The organism is Nocardia sp. NPDC057668 (assembly GCF_042799795.1).
Classification (GTDB): Bacteria; Actinomycetota; Actinomycetes; order Mycobacteriales; family Mycobacteriaceae; genus Nocardia.
This window is the reverse complement of sequence record NZ_JBHVIC010000002.1, coordinates 706,352-723,647: the sequence shown is the minus strand read 5'-3', so window position 1 is coordinate 723,647 and position 17,296 is coordinate 706,352. Positions and strand designations below refer to the sequence as shown.

15 protein-coding genes are annotated in these 17,296 nt (G+C 69.6%); 9 read left to right on the top strand and 6 right to left on the bottom strand.

Annotated elements, in window-relative coordinates; all coding sequences use genetic code 11:
• Window positions 1–55: 55 nt before the first annotated feature.
• The 3 genes from ACFVBH_RS16105 (at window position 56) to ACFVBH_RS16095 (ending at window position 2,548) form a co-directional block, all read left to right on the top strand.
• Window positions 56–1,291, top strand: a complete 1,236-nt coding sequence (locus ACFVBH_RS16105; protein ID WP_379002257.1) for a cytochrome P450 — start codon at window positions 56–58, stop codon at window positions 1,289–1,291.
• A 165-nt stretch (window positions 1,292–1,456) separates the two neighbouring features.
• Entirely contained in the window at window positions 1,457–2,026 is a 570-nt protein-coding gene (locus tag ACFVBH_RS16100; protein ID WP_354989390.1) for a helix-turn-helix domain-containing protein, read from the top strand.
• Window positions 2,027–2,260: 234 nt separating this feature from the next.
• Window positions 2,261–2,548: a chorismate mutase gene (locus ACFVBH_RS16095; protein WP_354989389.1), complete on the top strand. Its 288-nt coding sequence runs from the start codon at window positions 2,261–2,263 to the stop codon at window positions 2,546–2,548.
• Window positions 2,549–2,768: 220 nt separating this feature from the next.
• On the opposite strand, the gene ACFVBH_RS16090 is transcribed toward ACFVBH_RS16095, so the two are convergent.
• Together ACFVBH_RS16090 and ACFVBH_RS16085 are read right to left on the bottom strand one after the other, a co-directional pair.
• Complete coding sequence (locus ACFVBH_RS16090) at window positions 2,769–3,698, bottom strand: alpha/beta hydrolase (protein ID WP_379002256.1); 930 nt, start codon at window positions 3,696–3,698, stop codon at window positions 2,769–2,771.
• Between the two features lie 7 nt (window positions 3,699–3,705).
• Entirely contained in the window at window positions 3,706–5,169 is a 1,464-nt protein-coding gene (locus ACFVBH_RS16085; RefSeq protein ID WP_379002255.1) for a flavin-containing monooxygenase, read from the bottom strand.
• A gap of 140 nt (window positions 5,170–5,309) precedes the next feature.
• Here ACFVBH_RS16085 and ACFVBH_RS16080 point away from each other — a divergent pair, with 140 nt between their 5' ends.
• On the top strand, window positions 5,310–6,350 hold the full coding sequence (locus tag ACFVBH_RS16080) for an NAD(P)-dependent alcohol dehydrogenase (RefSeq protein WP_379002254.1): 1,041 nt from the start codon (window positions 5,310–5,312) through the stop codon (window positions 6,348–6,350).
• A 10-nt stretch (window positions 6,351–6,360) separates the two neighbouring features.
• Here the strand turns inward: ACFVBH_RS16080 and ACFVBH_RS16075 are convergent, their stop codons facing one another.
• A complete protein-coding gene (locus ACFVBH_RS16075) occupies window positions 6,361–7,293 on the bottom strand; it encodes an alpha/beta fold hydrolase (RefSeq protein WP_379002253.1) in 933 nt (310 codons plus the stop codon).
• A gap of 84 nt (window positions 7,294–7,377) precedes the next feature.
• The gene (locus tag ACFVBH_RS16070; RefSeq protein ID WP_379002252.1) at window positions 7,378–8,163 is read right to left on the bottom strand and encodes a hypothetical protein; all 786 of its coding nucleotides are present in this window, start codon (window positions 8,161–8,163) and stop codon (window positions 7,378–7,380) included.
• A 379-nt stretch (window positions 8,164–8,542) separates the two neighbouring features.
• Between ACFVBH_RS16070 and ACFVBH_RS16065 the strand changes: the two genes are divergently transcribed.
• Both ACFVBH_RS16065 and ACFVBH_RS16060 read left to right on the top strand, forming a co-directional pair.
• Window positions 8,543–10,078, top strand: coding sequence for an amino acid permease (locus tag ACFVBH_RS16065; protein WP_379002251.1), 1,536 nt, complete (start codon window positions 8,543–8,545; stop codon window positions 10,076–10,078).
• A gap of 162 nt (window positions 10,079–10,240) precedes the next feature.
• Window positions 10,241–10,531: a hypothetical protein gene (locus ACFVBH_RS16060; RefSeq protein ID WP_354989408.1), complete on the top strand. Its 291-nt coding sequence runs from the start codon at window positions 10,241–10,243 to the stop codon at window positions 10,529–10,531.
• Between the two features lie 83 nt (window positions 10,532–10,614).
• Here the strand turns inward: ACFVBH_RS16060 and ACFVBH_RS16055 are convergent, their stop codons facing one another.
• Together ACFVBH_RS16055 and ACFVBH_RS16050 are read right to left on the bottom strand one after the other, a co-directional pair.
• Window positions 10,615–11,238, bottom strand: coding sequence for a DUF305 domain-containing protein (locus tag ACFVBH_RS16055; RefSeq protein WP_379002250.1), 624 nt, complete (start codon window positions 11,236–11,238; stop codon window positions 10,615–10,617).
• Window positions 11,239–11,330: 92 nt separating this feature from the next.
• On the bottom strand, window positions 11,331–11,948 hold the full coding sequence (locus tag ACFVBH_RS16050; RefSeq protein ID WP_379002249.1) for a hypothetical protein: 618 nt from the start codon (window positions 11,946–11,948) through the stop codon (window positions 11,331–11,333).
• A gap of 122 nt (window positions 11,949–12,070) precedes the next feature.
• Here ACFVBH_RS16050 and ACFVBH_RS16045 point away from each other — a divergent pair, with 122 nt between their 5' ends.
• The 3 genes from ACFVBH_RS16045 to ACFVBH_RS16035 all read left to right on the top strand — a co-directional run bounded on the left by ACFVBH_RS16045 (window position 12,071) and on the right by ACFVBH_RS16035 (window position 17,270).
• A complete protein-coding gene (locus tag ACFVBH_RS16045) occupies window positions 12,071–12,988 on the top strand; it encodes a ribonuclease Z (protein ID WP_354989381.1) in 918 nt (305 codons plus the stop codon).
• Between the two features lie 61 nt (window positions 12,989–13,049).
• Window positions 13,050–14,726: a DUF885 domain-containing protein gene (locus ACFVBH_RS16040; protein WP_379002248.1), complete on the top strand. Its 1,677-nt coding sequence runs from the start codon at window positions 13,050–13,052 to the stop codon at window positions 14,724–14,726.
• Between the two features lie 1,101 nt (window positions 14,727–15,827).
• Complete coding sequence (locus tag ACFVBH_RS16035) at window positions 15,828–17,270, top strand: MDR family MFS transporter (RefSeq protein ID WP_379002247.1); 1,443 nt, start codon at window positions 15,828–15,830, stop codon at window positions 17,268–17,270.
• Window positions 17,271–17,296 lie beyond the last annotated feature (26 nt).

Sequence of the window (17,296 nt, the reverse complement as noted above, 5' to 3'; positions counted from 1 at the left end):
GAATGAACTGAAACGAGTTCTAGACATATCGCAGCATTTGTCTTACCGTCGGTTCATGAGTTCAGTGTCGTCTCATCCGGTCAGCTTCATACCCCGTTCCGGGGATTCCTGGCGCGACCCCTGGTCCATGTACTCCGCACTGCGCGAACATGATCCGGTGCACCGCGCGGTGCCCGAGGGTCGCGAATCGGACGACTACTACGTGCTCTCCCGGCACGAGGACACCTACGCCGCCGCGCGCGACCCCGAAACCTTCTCCTCGGCTTCCGGGCTCACCGTCGACTACGTGGATCTGTCCACCACCCCCGTGGGCATGGTCCGCCCGTTCGTCTTCATGGATCCGCCGGACCACACCGAGTTCCGCCGCCGGGTCTCCCCGGGATTCACGCCGCGACAGGTGAACTCGGTGGAGCCCGCCGTCCGGCGCTTCGTGGTCGAGCGCATCGAGCGGCTGCGCGAAGCGGGGGAGGGCGACATCGTCGCCGATCTGTTCAAACCGCTGCCCACCATGGTCGTCGCGCACTACCTCGGCGTCCCCGAGGCCGATCGCGCCAAGTTCGACGAATGGACCTTCGCCATCGTGGGCGGGGCGATCTCGGCCGGGGACATCTCCGCCATGAGCGCGGGCGTGATGACCGCGGTCGGCGAAATGATGGCCTATTTCACCGAATTGATCGCCCGCCGCCGCGTGGAACCCGGCGACGACACCATCTCGCACATGCTCGCCTCCGGTCTGGGCGAGGAGGGCGACACCGCCGGGCTGCTGTCGATGCTCGGCTTCGCCTTCACCATGATCACCGGCGGAAACGACACCACCACCGGCAATCTCGGCGGCGCCGCGCAATTGCTGACCAGCTTCCCGGGCCAGCGGCGGCTGCTCATCGAGAACCCCGCGCTCATTCCCGGTGCGGTGGAAGAGTTCCTGCGCATGACCTCGCCGGTACAGGGACTGGCCCGCACCGCGACGCGCGACGTGGAACTGCACGGCACCGTCATCCCCGAGGGCCGCCGGGTGCTGCTGCTGTACGGGTCCGCCAACCGGGACGAGCGGGAATTCGGGCCCACCGCGGGCGAACTCGACGTGCGCCGCAACCCCAAGCGCATCATGACCTTCAGCCACGGCAACCACCACTGCCTCGGTGCGGCGGCCGCGCGCATGCAGGCCCGCATCGCGCTGGAGGAACTGCTGGCCCGCTGCCCGGACTTCACCGTCGATCTGGACAAGGTCACCTGGTCCAACGGGAATTACGTGCGCTGGCCGATGAGTGTGCCGTTCCGCGCGGTCGCCTGATCCGGCCGGGCCGCACCCGCGAGCACCGGCGCGCGAGCAGCCGCGCGGGTAGTCTCGGCGCGATCGACGAATAGCTGGGGAGAGATCTGAAGTGAGCGGTCAGGCGTGGCGGCGGCTGCGGAGTACAACCGAGGAGCGCGGCACGCGAGCGGCGGGTGAGCGGGCATGAGCCGGGACTGGCTGTCCGACGATCGCGCCGACCTGGCGGCCGAACGCATACTCGACGCCGCCGCCGCGCTCTTCGCCGAGCGCGGCGTCACCGCGGTCGGGATGGGCGACATCGCCAAGGCGGCCGGCTGTTCGCGCGCCACGCTGTACCGCTACTTCGACAATCGGCACGCGGTGCGGCTGGCTTTCGTGCATCGCGAAACCCGCCGTATCGCCGCGCGAGTCGTGCATCAGGTGCGCGACATCGGCGATCCGACGGACCGCATCATCACCGCCATGCTGGGCGCGGTGACCGAGGTGCGCGCCGACCCGATGCTCATCGCCTGGTTCCGCGCCGGGGAGTCCGGCCCGGCCGGGCGCATCAGCCAGGACTCCGACGTCATCGAATCCATCGCGGCCGGACTGTTCACCTCGAACGGGCTCAGCGACCCCGAACGCGGCAGGCTGGCCCGCTGGCTGACCCGGATCATCGTCTCGCTGCTGTCCTCACCCGGCCGCGACGCGGACGACGAGCGGGCGATGCTGGAGGAGTTCGTTGCGCCGGTCGTCGAGCGGGTGCTGACCTGAGCCGCGGCTGCTGATTCGAACTGCTGGGCGGCGTCCCGAATCGCGGGTGCCGACTTCGTCTGTGGGGCGGTGACCTCGATCGCGGACGAAGGTTCGGACCGCCCACGGTGATTCGAGCCCGGTCGGCGTGGCCGTCTCCCCGCGCGGGTTCCGCCGGTCGGCGTGCCCGCGTGCCGTGGCGAATCTCCGCGCCGGTGGCATATGCCGGACGTGCCGGGCGCTACAGTCTGGAGCGTGTCTGCTCCAGAATCGCTCGTCGAGGTCCGTACCCGTATCGATGCCCTCGACGGTGAATTGATTCGACTGCTGGCCGATCGGCAGGAACTCGTGCGCGCCGCGGCCGGCTTCAAGAAGGACGAGCAGGCCGTGCGCGCCCCGGACCGCGTGGAGCAGGTCGTGCAGCTGGCCCGCGGCCGCGCGGTCGCCGCCGGACTCGAACCCGCTGTGGCGGAGGCGGTCTGGCGCGCGATGATCGGCGCGTTCATCCGCCTCGAGCTGGACGCCCACGCAGCCCAGCGGTAGAGGACGGCTGGTCCGGCCCGCGCCATATCCGTTGTGGCGTCCGAGATTTCGTGCCTGGCCAACCGGACGTGACTGCTCCCGGGGACGTACCCGGCCCCGGGGACGTGCCCGGCGCTGCGGACGTGTCCGGCGCTGCTGACGTGCCCGGCCCTGTGGAAGCGCCCTGCGCTCGCAGGCGCGTCCGGCCGTTTGGACGAGGTCGTCAGGCCGCCAGCGGGTTTCAGGCGGTTGCCCGGTATCCGTTGCGGCCGTAGATCCGTTCGGCGAGCATGCCCGCCAGGTCGCGTACCGCCTCACGTGCCTGCGGCATCGGCAGTGCGTGGAACACGTGCCACAGCCCTCGATACTCGCTATGCCGCAGGGGCGCACCGGTTTTCGCCGCCCGATCGGCGAAGCGGCGCGCATCGCCGGCGAGCGGATCATCTGTTGCCGAATGCAGCACGATCGGCGGCAGGCCGGTGATGTCGCGGTACGCGGGGGAGATCTCGCGCCGCCGCTCCTGGGTTACGTCCGGGAGATAGGCGTCGGTGAACTGCGCGATCACCTCCGGGGAGAGCAGGGGCTCGCGGGACGGGTCGCAGTCGAAGGCGGCGGACCCGTCGCTGAAATCCAGTACCGGGCAGATCGCGCCCAGCACCGCGGGGGCGGGCAGCTGCGCGTCGCGCACCCGGAGGCCGACCTCGATGGTGAGATCGCCACCCGCCGAATCACCCGCCACGGCAATGCGTTCGGCGGGAATGCCGCGCTCCAGCAGCGCCCGGTAGGCCGCGACCGCGTCGTCTATCGCGGCCGGGTACACGTGCTCGGGCGCGAGGCGATAGTCCAGCGCGTACACGGTGGTGCCCATGGTCGCGGCGAGCAGCCCGGTGATCGGGCGCAGCATCTGGGGGGTGCCCATGGTGAAGCCGCCGCCGTGCAGGTACAGCACCGCCGCATCGGCCGGAGCCCCCGCGGGCGTGAGAATCTCGGCGGGGCGGCCCCCCAGCTCGCCGGCGGTGACTCGCACCCCGCGCGGTGCGCGCGCGAATCGCGTGCCCGCGGCCTCCCGGCGGCGGACCCGGTCCCAGTCGGGAGCGGCGCCGAACCACCAGCGGCCGATCAGGCGGGACGTCGAGCGCAGCAGCGCGGTTCGTACGGTCGAATTCGGCACGGCGCTCTCACTTCTCGCTCGGGACCGGCGGCCCCAGTTCGTAGTCGACGGGGTCCGGCGCGCTGCGAATGAGCTTCTCATAGGCGGACGGGCTCCACGGCCAGAGCTCCGGCAGCCCATCCTTGCCCAGGTACCAGCTCTGACAGCCGGTGGTCCACACGGTGCCGGGCGCGGCCGCCCGCATCCGGGCGTTGAACCTGTCGGTGGCCGCCGCGGTCGGCGCGACGGTCGTGAATTCGCCTGCTCGCCAACGGCGCAACCAGCTCACGATGCGCGCCGCCTGCGCCTCGGCGACGGCGGTGAGCGGATGGTTGGCGAAGGGGCTGTGCGGCCCTATGAGCATGAACAGATTCGGGAAGTCCGGCAGCATGACGCCTTCGAAAGCGCGCGGACCCGCGGCCCAGGCCGCGTCCAGGGTGCGACCGGCCGTGCCGGTGACGGTCATCGGCCGCATGTAGGCGTGTGAGTCGAAACCCGTTGCCAGCACGAGGACGTCGAGTTCGTGCAGCGTCCCGTCGGCGGTGACCACCCCGGAATCCTGGACGTGGTCGATGCTTTCGGTCACCAGTTCCACGTCCGGCCGCTGCACGACCTCGTAGAACCGATCCGAGACCACCAGGCGTTTGCACATGGCCTGATAGTCGGGGGTGAGCTTGGCGCGCAACGTCTCGTCGCGGACGGTGCGCAGATTGCGCAGCACCACCCACTGAATAAGCCTGCGCACTCGCCCCGGGTGGGTCAGTCCCCGCGAAAAAATCCCGAAGACAGCGCGATTCATCCGGTACGCGAGGCCGCCGAGGCGGGGAAAGCGCCGGTACACCCCCTTGGTCAGGTCGGAGTAGGCGCGATTGACGGTCGGCAGAATCCACTGCGGCGTGCGCTGGAACATCACCACGCGAGCGACCCGGCCCGCCAGCTCGCTCACCAATTGTGTTCCGGTGGAGCCGGTTCCGATCACCCCGACGCGCTTTCCGGTCAGGCCCACCCCGTGATCCCAGCGTGCGGAGTGCACGAGCACCCCCGCGAAGTCGTCCAGACCGGCGATGTCGGGCCGCCGGGGCCGGTGCAGGAAGCCCGTCGCGCACAGCACGAAATCGAAGCGTTCCACCGCGCCGCCGGAGGTGGTCAGAGTCCACCCGTCGTCGGCGAACTCCGCGGCGGTCACCTCGGCGCCGAAGATCGTGTGCTCGTGCAGCCCGTGTGCCCGGGCCGTCGCGGCGAGGTAGTCCCTGATCTCCGATCCCGCCGAATACAGCCTCGACCAGTCCGGATTCATCGCGAAGGTGAACTGGTAGTACCGCGAGGGCACATCGCAGGTGAGGCCCGGATAGGTGTTCGCGTGCCAGGTCCCGCCGTACCCGGCGGCCTTCTCGTAGATCGTGAAGTGCCGGAAACCATTGCGCCGCAGGGCGACCCCCATGCAGATACCGGAGATTCCGGCGCCGATGACGGCTATGCGCGGTTCGTTCATGGGTGGGCAGCCTAGATTCGCCTCCCGGGGGCCGGGAGGATTTCCGGAATATCGGTAGACATTCTGTCATTCGTTAGACGCGGTGTATAGCGAATGCTACCGTGTGCGCCGGATCACAAGCTCGAACCAAGGAAGTCAGAATGCGAGCACTGCAGTGGACCGGCCCCGAGAAGGTCGCGATCAATGACATCCCGGTCCCCGACATCGGGCCCAACGACCTGCTGCTGAAGGTCGGCGCGGCGGGTGTGTGCCATTCGGATCTGACCCTGGTCAACTTCCCGTACCGGATACGCGAGGACCCGCTCACCCTCGGCCACGAGATCGCCGGGACCATCGAGGCCGTCGGATCCGAGGTGCGGGGCCGCGATATCGGAGAACGCGGTCTGGTGTACCTGTTCTGGACCTGCGGTGTCTGCCGCGAGTGCATGAGCGGGAACGAGAACGTCTGCGCCGCCGCCGGGCGCGTGGCCATGCCGCCGTGCCCGGGTCTGAGCATCGAGGGCGGCATGGCCGAGTACGTGCGGATCCCGGCCACCTCGTTCGTGCCCATCGGCGACCTGGACTTCCTGCAGGCCGCGCCCATCGCGGACGCGGCGCTGACCACCTACCACTCCATTCGCGGTGCGCGCGAAGCGCTTCGGCCCGGCGGCACCGCCGTGGCCATCGGCATCGGCGGGCTCGGGCACGTGGCGCTGCAGATTCTGGACGCCATCGCCGGTGTGCGGGTCATCGCCGTGGACGTCGCGCCCGAGAAGCTGGAACTCGCGGCCGCCTGCGGCGCGGATATCGGACTGATCGCGGGGCCGGACACCGCGAAGGAGATCCTGGAGCTCACCGGTGGCCGCGGCGCGGAGGCGGTCTTCGACTTCGTCGGTGTGAACGCCACCGCCAAGCTGTCCGTGGAGACCGTGGCCCCCAACGGGGCCTATCGCATGGTCGGCATCGGCGACGGCATCCCCGAGATCAACGCCGGACCGGCCGGCGGGCCCGGCCTGCCCTGGGGCGCCTCGGTCCGGAAGTCGCTGGGCGGCACCCGCTCCGACCTGTACGACTGCGTCGGCCTGGCGCAGGAGGGCAAGCTGCGCATCGAGGTCGAGCGCTTCGATCTGGTGGACGGCCCGGATGCCCTGCAGCGCCTGGACCAGGGTCACATTCGCGGGCGCGCGGTCCTGGTGCCCTGACCGCCGGGCCTCAGCCGTCGATCTCGGTGAGGAACTCCCCGACGCGGGTCGCGATGCGATCGGGGAACTCGCCGTTGATGGCGTGCGATGCCTCCGGCCACACCTCGATCCGCGCGGCGGGCAACAACTTTCGCGCCCGAGCCGCGATGCGGTTCGCCCGGTGCACGATGCTGCGCCCGGCGAAGATGCCGAGGAACGGCTTCCCGAGGGCCGAAAGCTGCTGCCGATCGGGCTTTTTCGTCATGGGCAGGAAGGCCGCGAAATCGCGCATGCCCGAGGCGATGAGCCTGCCCTCCGGCGAATCCCGCGGCGTGCGCGCGCCGCCGGAGATCCAGCTCAGCAGGGTGTCCCGCCAGGACTCGGGCATGCCGGGCAGGACCGAGCCCAGCGACACCACGATCATCTTCGGGCTGACGCCGCCGAAGACGAAGGGCGAGTCCAGGATCGCCAGCGAGGCCACCCGATCCGGATGGTGCACCGCGAGATTCACCGCCGACCAGCCGCCGATCGACACCCCGAGCAGATGAACCGGGCCGGGTTCCAGCGCGAGCAGGGCCGCGGCCAGCCAGTCGGCCTGTTCCCGGCCGTCGGCGATGGGCGCGCTCTGCACGCTCGCGCCCGGTTCGCCCAGCAGATCGATGGTGATCACAGGCCGCCCGAGCGCGAGCAGACCCGGCAGATTCGACACCCACAGCGGGGTCGCGGACTGCCGCCCCGGCAGCAGCACCAGGGGCGTGCCGGACCCGGATCCGAAACGGTAGGCCCGCACCGTGCCCCGGTCGGTGGGCACGTCCACCGTCTCCTTCGGCGCGGGCAGCAGCTCGAAACCCGCCCGGTAGGCGTCGCGGTAGCGCGCGTACCCGGCCGCGTCGCGGAAGTATCCGACGCGCTCGCCCTTCCATTTCGGGCCCACATTGTGTTCGGGGAACTCGACGATGCTCACCGGTCCAGCATCCCCGTCGAATCCGCGGCTATCAACGAGCACCGGTCCGGGCCGGGTGCGCCGAGCGAGCCGCCCGCCGAATTCCTAGTCGAAACGGGCGATCCGCCGTGCCAGCCAGCCGCGCGTCTCCGTGTCCCGGGTGTGCGTGAGCAGTCGCTGCCGGGCGGCGGGCGACAGCGCCATCAGCAGGCCGTCCACCCGATGCCGGGTATGCCAGCCGATGACGTAGCGGACCGCGCCCGCGAGCGCCCGCTGATCGGCCCGCTCCACCGCGCGAGCGAAATCGCGCGGCGTCTCGCAATCGAGGAACTGGGCCGGAATACCCTCGTGCACCGGATAACCCGAGTAGGCGCCGGTGCCCGCGGAATACCAGGTGAGCAGCCGCAGCACACGCGCGACGGCGTCCGGATGCGCGGCGCACAGCAGTTCCCACATCTCGGCGAGCTGGGACCCGGGCAGGCGCCCGCCGGTGCGCGAGGTGTCCAGGAACAGCGGGGTGTACACCTCGAGGGGTTCGGGAACGGCCGCCGCCCATAGTCGTTCGACGCGTTCGGCCTCGGCGGCACGGCGTTCGGCGGCGCGGAACTCACGCAGCGGGCCGGTGACCCCGCGCACCGCGAGCCACTCCAGCGACAGCTCGCCCGCGGCGAGCACCGCGTCCTCGCGCCAGCCCTCCCAGCGCACCGAGTACCCGTGGTGCAGGGTGACCCGGGTCAGGGCCGCGTCCCGGTCGTCCAGGAAGTCCAGGGCCACGTCACCCCAGCACATGCACACGAATCCGGGTAGATCGGCGATGCGCAGCGCCGCGCGCAGCGCCCGCACCGCAACCGGATCGCGCTCGGTCAGCAGCGGCGTGGAATCGCCCCGCATCTCGTGAACCCGGACCCCACGCGCGTTTACGAGCACCCGATCCAGGGCATCACGATCACCTCTGGCGGACTCGTCCCCGAACGACATACCCCACCCTAAGTGAGTCCGCCCGTCGTGGCCCCGGCCTCGTTCAGCACGCAATCGGGTGAATGTTGTCCGTCTGGTTGCTGAACTGGTTCGTACCAGTTGGTGATACGGTGCGATGTGACGCCGACAACTCAGGTCTCGCCCCGAGGCCGAGCGCAGCACCGGGGCAGGACCAGGGTTTCTGTCTGCCGGTTGCATGCGATGGCAAGAGAACAGGCACGAGTGCGAACCGCGTGGTGACCGCTCGCTGCTGAACTGCATTGTTGCCGAGAAGCCAGACATAGGAGACACAGTGGCGATATCGGACCCCCAGCGGGATGGGACCGGACCCGCCTCCGGACGCCGGAGCGCGCTGTGGCGCACCAAGTCCGTCGAGCAGTCCATTCGCGACACCGACGAGCCCGACGCCAAACTCCGCAAGGATCTGACCTCCTGGGACCTCACGGTCTTCGGCGTCGCGGTCGTGGTCGGCGCCGGCATCTTCACCCTGACCGCGCGCACCGCGGGCAACTACGCCGGACCCGCGGTCTCGCTGGCCTTCGTGTTCGCCGCCATCGCCTGCGGTCTGGCCGCGCTCTGCTACGCCGAGTTCGCCTCCACCGTGCCGGTCGCGGGCAGCGCCTACACCTTCTCCTACGCCACCTTCGGCGAACTCGTCGCCTGGACCATCGGCTGGGACCTCATCCTCGAATTCGCCCTGGGCACAGCCGTTGTCGCCAAGGGCTGGTCGCAGTACCTCGGCGTGGTCATGGGCGGGCACAGCCCGGTGCTGAACCTGGGCGCGATCGACATCGGCGGCTGGCACTGGGACGTCACATTCGACTGGGGCGCCGTCCTGCTCATCGCCGTGCTGGCCGTGCTGCTGGCCATGGGCACCAAGCTCTCCTCGCGGGTCTCGGCCGTCGCGGTCGCCATCAAGCTCGCGGTCATCGCGCTGGTCGTCGTGGTCGGCGCCACCTACTTCAAGGTCGACAACCTGAAACCGTTCGTCCCGGAATCACAGCCGGTCGAGGGCGGCGCCGAGGGAACGCTGCACCAGTCGCTGTTCTCACTGGTCACCGGCGGCGGGCACACCACCTACGGCTGGTACGGCCTGCTCGCCGCGGCCAGCATCGTGTTCTTCGCCTTCATCGGATTCGACGTTGTCGCCACCGCGGCCGAGGAGACCAGGAATCCGCAGCGCAACGTGCCGCGCGGCATCCTGGGCTCGCTGGCCATCGTGACCGTGCTGTACGTCGCGGTGTCGCTGGTGCTGACGGGCATGGTGTCCTACAAGGATCTGCAGGGCGATGACGCGACCCTGGCCACCGCCTTCGCGATCAACGGCGTCACCTGGGCCAAGAACATCATCTCCATCGGCGCGCTCGCCGGACTGACCACCGTGGTCATGGTCCTGTTCCTGGGGCAGACCCGGGTGCTGTTCGCCATGGCCCGCGACGGACTGATGCCCCGCAAGCTGGCTCAGACCGGGCCCAAGGGCACGCCCGTCCGCATCACCTACATCGTCGGCGCGATCTGCGCGCTGCTGGCCGGTTTCGTGGACTTCGGCACGCTCGAGGAAATGGTCAACATCGGCACGCTCTTCGCCTTCGTGCTGGTGTCGATCGGCGTGATCGTGCTGCGCCGCACACGCCCTGATCTCGAGCGGGGCTTCAAGGTGCCGTTGGTGCCGTTCGTGCCGATCCTGTCGGTCATCGCGTGCGCGTGGCTCATGTTCAACCTGTCGGTCGAGACCTGGCTGCGCTTCCTGGTCTGGATGGCGCTCGGCTTCGTCGTCTATTACCTGTACGGCCGCAAACACTCGCTGCTGCGCGCCACGCCGGAGTGACCGGGGCGGGGTAGCTGGTCGGCTGCTTGAGTTCGGTTCGGGTGGTGTGTCGTCACGGCGGCAACCTGTGGCTCGAGGTGTAATTGCACCTATTAGTGAGAGTTGCGCCACAGGTTTCGCCATCAGCACCACCTCAGCATTCGAGAGGAACCGATCGTGAGCATGCTCCTCGCCGCCGTGCACGACACGTACACGACAGTCGTCGCGCAGATCGGCAATCCGACACCGGAGACCCCGCCGGTGGCGGACAAGCTGATGAAATTGGTCCGCTACTTCACCTGGTTCACCATGCTGTCCGGCGTCACCGCCATCACCTACGGCGGCGGCCGCTTCGCCTGGGAGAAGTGGAGCGGAGGCGGTCTCGAATCGCCGAAGATGGTGGCGGGAGCCATGATCGGCGGCGCCACCGCCACCAGTGCCGGAACGATCATGAATACGGTCATCGGCAGCTGACGCCGACCGCAGTGAACCACCAGCAAAGGGTGCGCCGGAAAGCCGGTGCACCCTTTGCTAATTCAGTAGCTAGATGATCGCCGCTACTTCTGGCCCAGCATCGTGCGCATCTGATCGATCTCCGTCTGCTGGCCGGTCACGATCGCCTTGGCCATCGCCTTCGCGTCGGGGTTCACCCCGTCGGTGAGCTCGGCGTTGGCCATGGTGATCGCGCCCTCGTGATGCTCGATCATCATGCGCATCCACATGCGGTCGAACTCGACGCCCGTCAGCCCCTGCAGCTCGGTCATCTGCGCCTCGGTCATCATGCCGCTCATGCCGCCGTGACCGGCGTGCCCGCCCGCGGTGGCGCTGGGCGCGCCCTTGCCGAAGGCCGTCAGCAGCGCGGTGATCTGCTGCATCTCCGGCGTCTGGGCCTGCTCGACGCTCTCGGCGAGCGCGATCAACTCCGGATTCTGCGACCGCGACGGCACCATGGCCGCCATGTCCACGGCCTGCGCGTGATGCGGGTACATCATCTGCAGGAAGCTGACATCGTCCTCGTCGAAATCGGTGCGGGTCGCGGCCGGCGCCGAGGTGAGGGTTGTCGCGGTGGAACTCGCCGCGGTGACCGGCGAGTCGTCATCGCTGCCGCAACCGGCGGTGACCAGGGCGATAACGGCGGCGCCGGCGATCATGACGGACGTGGTGCGGGTGGCACTGAACATGGCTGTACTCCTTGGGAATCAGCTCGAAATCTGGAAAAGGGCATGCGAGAACCCGGCTCCGCGTGCGGGATACGCGGCGGCGGGGGCGCCCATCAGATCCGCAGGATCGCCAAATCGGCCAGGGTGGGGACCGTCCACGGGGGTGGGCGGGCGTGCTGCGCGCGGGCTTGGCGCGGTGTTTCGCGGATGCCGCCGGGGCGGGTCAGGCCGACCCAGGCCAGCAGGGCCAGGCCGAGGCCGAGCAGTAGCGCGGTCAGGACGAAGACGCAGCCGTGCAGACCGGCGTGCCCGCTGCCGCAATCGCCGCCGCAATCGGGCACGTCGATCGCGGGCGCGGTGCCCTGGGCGTGGAAGAGACCGGCTGTCGAATTCGACGGGCGCGAGACATCGGTGCCGGTCGGGTGCGCGAGTTGCGGGTGATGCGCGGCATCCGCGCCGACCGGGTGCGCGAGTTGCGCGTGCGGCGGGGCATCCGCGCCGGCCGGGCTCGCGGCGTGCGGCTGGTCCGCCGGCCCGAGCCGGTCCGGTGACAGGGTGTGATCGGCGGTCGTGCCGTGTACGGCCGAGTGGCTCGCGGACCCGGCGTGATCAGGGGTCGCGGCGTGGCCCGTACCGATGACCAGCGCGTGCATGATCGCGATTCCGGCCAGCAGAGTGAACAGGCCGAACGCCCGGGCGAGCCGGGTAGCGTGCGACCGTTCATCCATCACGCGGCCATTCTATGTGGTCAGGACCGCGCGCGGATCGATACCCCCCGCTGGTATTGCGTCGCGTGGCGCGCCCGGGTGCCGGCGACCCGGGGTTCGGCGGTGCGGGCGGGTAGCCTGACGCCGTGTCACAGCGCGAACTGGTCATCCTCGGAACGGCCAGCCAAGTACCGACCAAGCAGCGCAACCACAATGGCTATCTGCTGCGCTGGGATGGCGAGGGGCTGCTGTTCGACCCGGGGGAGGGCACGCAGCGGCAGATGATTTACGCCGGGGTGTCGGCCACCGACATCACGCGAATCGGCATCACGCACTTCCACGGCGATCACAGCCTGGGCCTGGCCGGGGTGGTGCAGCGGATCAGCCTGGATCGGGTACCGCATCCGGTGGACGTGTACTACCCGGGCTCGGGTGAGGAGTACTTCCAGCGACTGTGTAATTCCACGGCGTATCACCAGACCGCCGAACTGCGGCCGCATCCCATCGCCGAGGACGGTGAACTACCGGCGCACGCGGCGCCTTTCGCGCTGCGCACCGCGAAACTGTCGCATCCGGTCGAGGCCTTCGGCTATCGCCTCACCGAAGCGGATGGACGGCGCATCGTGCCGGATCGGCTGCGCGAACTCGGGATCTCCGGGCCGGTGGTGGGCAGATTGCAGCGCGACGGCGAGGTCGTGCTGGACGGGCGGCGCATCACCCTCGAGGACGTGAGCGAACTGCGCCGCGGGCAGAGCTTCGCCTTCATCATGGACACCCGGCTCTGCGACGGGGTGCACGATCTCGCGGCCGGGGTGGACATGCTGGTCATCGAAGCCACCTTCACCGATTCCGACACCCATCTCGCCACCGAGTTCGGGCATCTCACCGCGGGGCAGGCGGGGGAGGTCGCGGCCAAGGCCGGGGCCCGCACGCTGGTGCTCACCCATTTCTCGCAGCGGTATCGCACCCTCGACGATCATCTGAGCGAGGCGCGGGAGCGGTTCGACGGGGAGATCGTGGTGGCGGCGGATCTGATGCGAATCCCGGTGCCGCATCGGCTGTGAGCCCCGCGCGAAGTTCGCGGCGGCGGGTCGAGGGTGTGCGCCGGCGGGCATGATGGGGGCCATGGATGCGCACGAGGAACTCATCGCTCTTGCCGACCGCTACTGGGACGCCGCGCTGGAGGCCGCGCCCAGTGAGGCAACACTGCTGGGGGACAGGCGATTCGACGATCGCATCGAGGATCTGTCCGAGGCCGCCGAACAGCGGCGGCTGAGCACCTGGCGTTCGCTGCTCACCGCGGTCGACGCGCTGGATCCCGAGCGCCTGGACGATCAGGACCGGGTGACCCGCGGCCTGCTGCGCAATGAATTGATCACCGCCGCAGAACATCTGGAGTGGCGGCCACTCGAACTCGCCTCCGATCAGATGTCGGGCGTGCACGCCGGCCTGCTCACCATGGCGCCGCAGCTCAACGCGCCCGAGCCCGAGAACGCCGCGAATCTGGTGCTGCGGTACCGGCAGTTCGGCGGGTTCCTGGCCCAGGCGGTCGAGCGGTTCCGGGCCGGGCTGGCCGCCGGGCGCACCCCGGCGCGCATCACCATCGAACGCTCGCTCAACCAGCTCGACGGCTACCTGGCCAGCGACATCGCCGTCGATCCCTTCGTCACCTTCGCCGGCCCCGCGGACTGGGCGGGCGAATCCGCCTGGCGCGCCGACCTGGCCGAGGTGACCCGCGAGGTGATCCGGCCGGCCTTCGGCGCCTATCGCGACGCCCTGGCCGGGGAGTTGCTACCCGCCGCGCGCCCGGACGAACAACCCGGTCTGTGCTGGCTCGGCGCGGACGGCGCCGACATCTACCGCCGCCTGCTGCGTCAGCACACCACACTGCCCGACCTGGGGGCCGAGGAGATCCATCAGCTCGGGCTCGACGAACTCGACGGGCTGCGCGCGGAATACGCCGAGGTCGGCTCGCGCCTGTTCGGAATCTCCGGGCTCACCGAGGTTTTCACCAGGCTGCGCGAGGATTCGTCCCTGCGTTACGCCGACGGCGAAGAGATCATGGTCGACGCCCGCGCCTGCCTGGCGGCCGCGCAGGCCGAAATGGGCAACTGGTTCGGCCGCCTGCCCCGCCGCTCCTGCGACATCCTGCCGGTGCCCGATTTCCTGGCCGCCGACGCGCCCCCGGCCTACTACTTCCCGCCCGCCGCGGACGGCTCCCGGCCCGGCGCGTACTACGTGAACCAGCATGATCCCAAGGGCCGCAACCGCTTCGAAACCGCGTCGGTCGCCTACCACGAGGCCATTCCCGGCCACCACCTGCAGCTCACCATCGCCAACGAGCTCGATCAACTGCCGCGCTTCCAGCGAATGTCCTTCTCCAACACCGCCTTCGTCGAGGGCTGGGCGCTGTACACCGAACGCCTGGCCGATGAAATGGGCCTGTACCCCGACGATCTCACCCGCATCGGCATGCTCGCCGCAGACTCCTGGCGCTCGTGCCGCCTGGTGGTCGACACCGGCCTGCACGCCAAGGGCTGGACCCGTCAGCAGGCCATCGACTTCATGGTCGCCAACGCCCCCGTCGGCGTGGAGGAGATCCGCACCGAGGTCGACCGCTACATCGCGATGCCCGGCCAGGCCGTGGCCTACAAGGTCGGCCAGCTGGAGATCCGCCGCTTGCGCGCCGCCACCGAACAACGCCAGGGTCCCGCCTTCGACATCAAGACCTTCCACGACCGCGTCCTCGGCTCCGGCTCGGTAAGCCTCCCCGTGCTCCGCGACCTGGTCTCGACCCTCTGACGCTCCGTCCCCGCTCGATATCCGTCGGCCGAGGCGCGGGGCGGCCCGTGCAACGTCCGGACGGCAGTAGCGGTGTGCCCCAACGGCGAACGCCCGCTCGGCATCCGGCTTGCCCGCGTTGCCGGGCTCGCGTGCGGTGCCGCCGGTTCGAGGTCGTGTGCGCCTCTGGCGGTTTCGGGAGTCGCGGCCTCAGCTGGTCCACCGTGGACGGGGTCCGGGTCGTGCTCCGATCCGCGCCCGCCTGCATTGGTCGTAGCGCATACGCAGAGGTGGTCCTCGGCCATCGGTCTTCCTCGAACGATCTGTGCGACCTGCCGTCGCACCCGGGGTGCGAGTAGGACGAATAGTCGCGTGCGCGGCAAGCACGAGATGTGGCTTCGCGTCGCTCGCACCAGGCTCGAGGTCGAAGGCTCGGGCGGGCCTTGATTGGTCCCGGACACCCCAGGCTCGTTCGTCGTAGCGCCCGGCGCAACTTGCCGTCGTACCTGCGGTCCGAGCCGTACGAACGCCGCGTGCGTGGCAAGCGCGAGGCGTGGCTCCGTGTCGCTCGGACCAGGCTCGGGGGTGAGGGCTCGGGCGGGTCTTGATTGGTCCCGGACACCTCGGGTCCGGGCCCGTTCTTCTTGGAGCGCCCGGCGCAACCTGCCCTCGCGCCTGCGGTCCGAGCCGTACGAACGCCGCGTGCGTGGCAAGCACCAGGCGGGGCCTCGCATCGTTCGGACCAGGGTCGAGGGCGAGGGCTCGGGCGGACTCGAATTGGTCGAGGGCACACCGGGTCCGGGGGCGGTCGTCCTCGATTCTTCGGCGGGCGGGCTCGGCGTTGAGCCACCCCGGTGACGGTTCTGCGTGGGCGGGCTGTTCCACAGGGTGGAAAACGGGTGGTCTCGTGGCCGTGGGGGCGGGCAGGATGCGACTCGTCGACGGGCCGGGCGTGCCGACCTGCCGGAGCGTGCGGTTCGTTTCGTGTGCGCGGGTTGCGCTTGTGGTCGCCCAGCCGTGCGTTCGTTCACCTCCCGCCGGTTCATTCCGGGAAACCGGAATAGCGGGTGGGGCGGGGTGTTCGACTCAGGTGGTGAGTTGGGCTAACGAAAGGGGTTGTCGGTGACGGCTACCGGGTTGAAGTCGTCGATCGGGTTGCGTTCGGAGCGGGGGCCGATCCTGGCGGCCATCATGCTGGCCACCTCGCTGGTGGCGCTGGACTCGACGATCATCGCGACCGCGGTGCTCACCATCACCGATCAACTCGGCGGCTTCTCGCAGTTCCCGTGGCTGTTCTCGATCTATCTGCTGGCGCAGGCGGTGACCGTGCCGATCTACGGCAAACTCGCCGACATGCTGGGCCGGAAGCCCGTCATGCTCTTCGGCATCGCGGTCTTCGCGCTCGGCTCGCTGCTGTGCGGGCTGGCCACCTCCATGCTCGGGCTCATCATCTTCCGCGCGGTGCAGGGCATCGGCGCGGGCGCGGTCGGGCCCATGTCGATCACCATCGCGGGCGACCTCTACACCCTGGCCGAGCGCGCCAAGGTCCAGGCGTACCTGGCCAGCGTGTGGGCGATGTCCTCGGTGCTGGGCCCGCTCCTGGGCGGCGTCTTCTCCGAATACATCAGCTGGCGCTGGATCTTCCTGGTCAATCTGCCGCTCGCCGCGGTGGCCGGCTGGATGATCCTGCGCAAGTTCACCGAGGTCGCGCCCCGGCGCAGCCATCGCATCGACTACGCGGGAGCGGGGCTGCTCACCCTCGGCGCCGGCGCGCTGATCCTCGCCCTGCTCGAGGGCGGGCAGGCGTGGGCGTGGAATTCGCCGGTCAGCCTGGCGCTGTTCGTCGGCGGCGCGCTCGTGTTGGTCCTGTTCGGCCTGGTGGAGCGGCGCGCGGCGAATCCGATTCTGCCGCTGTGGGTGCTGACCCGCCGGGTGCTGGTGGCCAGCAGCCTGGTGTCGCTGCTCGTCGGTGCGATCCTGCTGGGCTTGACCTCGTACGTGCCGACCTTCGCCCAGGGCGTCCTCGGCACCGGCGCACTGGTGGCGGGCCTGACCGTGGGCGCGCTCACGCTGGGCTGGCCGCTCATGGCCTCGCAGGCGGGAAAGATCTACCTGCGCATCGGATTCCGCAGAACCGCCGTCATCGGCAGCTCGCTCGCCGCGATCGGCGCGGCCAGTCTGCTGCTGGTGGACTCCGATTCCGGGCTACTGCGCGTGGCGCTGGGCTGTTTCGTCGTCGGTATGGGAATGGGCCTGGTCGCGAGCCCCACCCTCATCGCCGCGCAGGCCAGCGCCGAATGGTCCGAACGCGGCGTGGTCACCTCCACCAACATGTTCGCCCGCTCGCTCGGCAGCGCGCTGGGCGTGGCGCTGTTCGGCGCGCTGGTGAACGCGCGCATCGGTGAGACGGATCATCCGGCGCCGGAGGTGCTTTCACCCGCCATCCACGTGGTCTTCATCGGCGTCGCGGTCATGGCGGTGGTCATGGTCGGGGCGGCGGCGATGATGCCGAGCCGCACGATCGAGGTCGCGGCCGGGGCCACGCCCGAGCCGACCGCGCACTGAACCGCCGACCGGATCGCCGACACGCC